Here is a 4,311-nt window from a genome sequence, read left to right on the forward strand (position 1 = left end):
CACGTATTGCTAAGGTTAATCAATCAAGAAGGGAAAGCAAGGTCAGCACCTAAGGCAGATAAGGGTGTCAGCAGCATGAACGTGAAGTTGAAGATCCTGACGTTATCGCAGGCGCGGCGGCTTTACGTGGCGGTTTCAGGGTCGGTTGCCCATGACCGAGCGCATTGTGCGACTGTTGAGTGCTCAAGGGGCGGCTGTTGGCAGCCGCCCGTGTCACGTTAACCTATTGAACCCCAATGTCCGTCGGCATTTGGCATCGAAGGATGTCATGCCATCCATGGTGATCGAGCCAGTGGCATCGATCACAGTACGAGAATAATGGCAGTGGCGTGCGTTTGCGCATTGGCTCACAACAGAGGCATTCCCACGATCGGTACTGTGCGGCTAATTCGCGCACGAAAGAACGTGCTACAGGCAACGAAGCCCATGACCAGATAGCTGGTCATGGGCCTTTTTTTGGACTCTGAAAAGGGTTCGGCGGTGACAACATCGGCGCCGCATCCGACCATCCTGGTAGCAGGTCACGGGCTGGTGGGGCACCGCTTTGTCGAACAGTCGGTCGCCGAGCCAGGTGGGTTGTGACATAAGCCGCCGTTCTCGAGCGTGCGGAATCGCTGTTGCTGAGCACATGGACCGCGCGTCGCACTTATCTTCGTGGTTTCGTGCCGGTAGCACCGCTCGATCGACCATCGCGATGACTGGCGATAGACTTCCTATCGTGCCATGCGGGCAGGAAGGGGTTCATGGTGGACACGGCCTGCCAGGTCATGGATCTCGACCGTGCTCCGTCAGCGCCGCGTTCGGCACGGGCAACCGACCCTGAAACCTTTGCCTACGATGTAGCGGCCGCTCCGGCTAGCAGGGTCTTCATCCTATTCATGCTGCCGTCCCCTTATGATAGGTGCTGACCTTGCTTTCCCTTCTGAATTGATTAACCTTAGCAATACGTAACTGAACGAAGCAACAGGCGGTAGGCAGGAGATGTTATCGGCGAAGGATTTCACGCTGGCATCAGGTTTGGCGATCTAATCCAGCAGGATATGGTTGCCATTCCGCTTACCGGTCCCCTGAAGACCAGTGTGGTTGCCGCCCCTTCATATTTGAAGACCACTTTCGTACCCGACCATCCTCGCGAGCTTCTTGGGCACAACTGCTTGCGAATATCGCTACCAGACATCGCGAAAGTTCGCCGATTGGGACATTTAAAACGGACGGTGGCCGCACTACCGCAAATGTGAGCGGCAATATGGTGACAAACAGTTTGCGTGTGCTGCTTGAGCAAGCGCGATCAGGTGTCGGTCTTGCCTACATGCCACGCGCCTTGACGACCGCGGACCAAAAGAATGGCACCCTTGTTGAACTCCTCAAGGAATTCAGCATAGATCTCGCGGCACTGCACCTGTACTTTCCAAAGGAATACCGCAGCATCACACCGCTGCGGTCCTTCATAGATTTCCTCAAGCCTCTCAGGCTTCCCGATCGTGACCAAGTCCACCCGTTATAACCAAGTGCGTCCCGAAGACAGGCCCGCAAGTTCACAAAGATCAGCTGCTTGCATCTCCCTTGGGCGGTGGTAGCCAACCATCATCAGCCTGTCTCGCGACCTCGTTGTTATCCAGCTTCATGACATCCAAGAGCTGCTCTCCGCGTGATTTGATTGTGTCAAGGTAGTGCTGATCAACGCCCTCGGTGATCCATCGATCACGAAGCTGGTCCGAAGTTTCCAAATCATGCGAACGAAACGCCCGTGACTTCCGCTCTGCAAGAAAAGGATGCAGACCCAATAACACAAGTGCCTTTCGCCCCATGGTTATGGAGCTTTCAAACAGCTCCCGTTCGGCAACATGGGCCCCTGCGATCTCAAGCTCGTAAACATGATGCCGATCGAAAGCTCGTGCAACGATTTTCAAATGCGGATAAGTCTTGGCAACATGCTCCACCATCAGGGTTTGTTGGTCGCGGTTATCAATTGCAGCGACAAACAGCTTTGCTTCTTCCAAGCCTGCGGCGTGGGAGAGGTCAGGGCGGGACGCGTCTCCGTAAAAGGTCTTGATGCCTACGCGGCCAAGTGCTTCGATCTCTTGAGGATCATGGTCAAGAACGATGACCTTGTAGCCTGAGCTCATGAGAAGCCGGGCCACGACCTGGCCATATCGCCCGAACACCGGCCACAACCACGGGACCCGTTTCGTCAATGGTGTCGGCTTTTCGCTGATTTTCCTCGACCAAACGCGGTGCGATAACCCTGTCATGCAATATGAACAGCGCAGGTGTGATGAGCATTGTAATGGCCACAACGAGCGTCAGCATCTTGGCAAGGTCTGGAGGGATTGCGCCTGCGCTTAATCCAAAGCCGAATAAAACAAACGCAAACTCACCAGCCTGAGCCAGCCCCAGCGAGAAAAGCCATCTGTCAGCTGTTGGCAACCTGAAGCCCACAGCGAGTATGTAAAGCACAATAAATTTAAGTGATAGAATGCCCAACGCGAGCCCGAAGATTGTTCCAGGCGCACCAAAAAGCAGCTCGAAGTCTACGCCCGCTCCCACAGAAATGAAGAAGAGGCCAAGTAGCAACCCCTTGAACGGATCAATATCACTTTCGAGCTCATGTCTGTATTCACTATCCGACAATACGACCCCGGCGAGGAATGTCCCCAGTGCCGGCGAAAGGCCTACGGCCTCCATGAGCAAAGCAATTCCTATCACCAACAACAGAGCGGCTGCCGTAAAGATCTCCGCAACTTTGCCTCTGCTATGAAGCGGAAAACTGGCCGTATCAAGTAGCGCCCAGTGCCGATAATCGCGGCAATTACAACAAGAATAACGAGTGCTTGGAGCCATCCGGGCAAAGCTGAAAGCCCATTGTGCCCCGTCTGCGCTGTGTGGCTGCCATCTCCACCCAGAGCGTGAGAGACGGCCAGCAATGGCAATATTGCTAGCATCGGGATGACGGCAATATCTTGAAAAAGCAGCACGGAGAAAGACGACTGTCCCCCGACTGTCTTCATCTGCCCCTTTTCATTGAGTGTTTGCAGGACAATCGCAGTTGACGAAAGTGCGAGCGTCATACCAATGGCAAGCGCAGTTTGCCATGGAAGCGAAAAGGCAACGCCGAGCCCCCCGATTAGCGCTGTACTCAGGAGCACTTGAAGCCCGCCGAGCCCCAAGAGCTTGGCACGCATCTTCCAAAGCATGGTAGGCTGAAGCTCAAGTCCAACGAGGAACAACATCATTACAACACCGAACTCGGCGAAGTGTTTTACTTTTTCGGTTTCAGAGCCCACGACCCCCAACAACGGACCAATAACAATGCCTGCGATCAGATACCCTGAACGGAACCAAGACCCAAACGCTTGGCAATCGGAACCGCTATGACTGCAGCGACCAAATAAACAAAGGCATCTTGCAGCAGGCTCATGATGCTGCCTCCGAAACATCTGGAAGTAGTATGTTATCCAGATCTTCGGCTAGACTGTTGCCCGTTCCGCCCGCTCGAGATCCACACGGTCATTAACGAGCGCAACCAAGAGCCGGTGGTAGTCAGCCAGATGTTTTTCCAGCCGTCCATCCTCACGCGCATGTCCGGACGCATATATTTCAAAGGGAAGAAGAAACCGCATTTTGCACAAGCGGGCAGTTTCTTCGAAAGGTGCCAGCAGGTCTCGCAGTTCACGCCGATAAGCCCCGTCGGGACGATAGGCCGACCGGCTGGCTCCGCAAGTCACTGCATTGAAAAAGAGTTTCCCGGCGAGAGCTGTACCGTGAGAGCCGTAGGCGAAACCGTGTTCCAGCACGAGATCTTGCCATTCCTTTAGAAGTGCAGGTACGGAATACCAATAGAGTGGATGTTGGAATGCCACAATGTCATGGTCGAGCAATCTCTGTTGCTCTTTTTCTACACTAATATCAAAGGTTGGGTATTCGGCGTAAAGGTCGACGAGCGTGACACCATCAAGGGAACGGGCGATGGCTGCACATCGGGAAATTCATCTCAGAGCGGTCATTGCGCGGATGCCCCGTATAGAATGAGAACCTTTTTCATCTCTGGTTTTCCGTGCCATTGGTTTTGGCAAAATATTTAAATTTCTCGATATTTCGCAGGCACTACCATGAGCGCAAGTGCTTGGCAACAACGTGATCGTCAATGCTGTTACGTCGCATGTTAAGCGGCAAATGATTTAGATCAGCTGTTTCCTGTTTATAGTCAGCTATCAATTCGCTCGCAAAAAATCGATAACCAATAATCTTCAATGTGATCGGACTACCGCAGGCAAGCGCATAGCTGCATTGAACGACCTGTGGAGCACTGCA

General features: G+C 53.4%; 4 protein-coding genes and 1 pseudogene. 1 reads left to right on the forward strand and 4 read right to left on the reverse strand.

Annotated elements, in window-relative coordinates; all coding sequences use genetic code 11:
- Nucleotides 1-1,162: 1,162 nt before the first annotated feature.
- Nucleotides 1,163-1,504 (forward strand): LysR substrate-binding domain-containing protein, encoded by a 342-nt coding sequence (locus tag ACXACM_RS20330; protein ID WP_474824470.1) that lies wholly within the window; start codon nt 1,163-1,165, stop codon nt 1,502-1,504.
- 40 nt (nt 1,505-1,544) lie between these two features.
- Here the strand turns inward: ACXACM_RS20330 and ACXACM_RS20335 are convergent, their stop codons facing one another.
- The 4 genes and pseudogenes from ACXACM_RS20335 to ACXACM_RS20350 form a co-directional block, all read right to left on the reverse strand.
- Nucleotides 1,545-2,126 carry an NAD-binding protein gene (locus tag ACXACM_RS20335; RefSeq protein WP_474824467.1) on the reverse strand — a complete coding sequence of 194 codons (582 nt, stop codon included), beginning with the start codon at nt 2,124-2,126 and terminating at the stop codon, nt 1,545-1,547.
- Nucleotides 2,095-3,284: pseudogene (locus tag ACXACM_RS20340) on the reverse strand (cation:proton antiporter domain-containing protein). The gene ACXACM_RS20335 and the pseudogene ACXACM_RS20340 overlap by 32 nt, the downstream one beginning before the upstream one ends.
- A gap of 183 nt (nt 3,285-3,467) precedes the next feature.
- Nucleotides 3,468-3,986: an NAD(P)H-dependent oxidoreductase gene (locus ACXACM_RS20345; RefSeq protein ID WP_474824472.1), complete on the reverse strand. Its 519-nt coding sequence runs from the start codon at nt 3,984-3,986 to the stop codon at nt 3,468-3,470.
- Nucleotides 3,987-4,104: 118 nt separating this feature from the next.
- A partial coding sequence (locus tag ACXACM_RS20350; protein ID WP_474824469.1) for a hypothetical protein occupies nt 4,105-4,311 on the reverse strand: 207 nt, incomplete at its 5' end.

The sequence above is a fragment of the Alteromonas sp. AWQ4_252 genome (assembly GCF_056158205.1).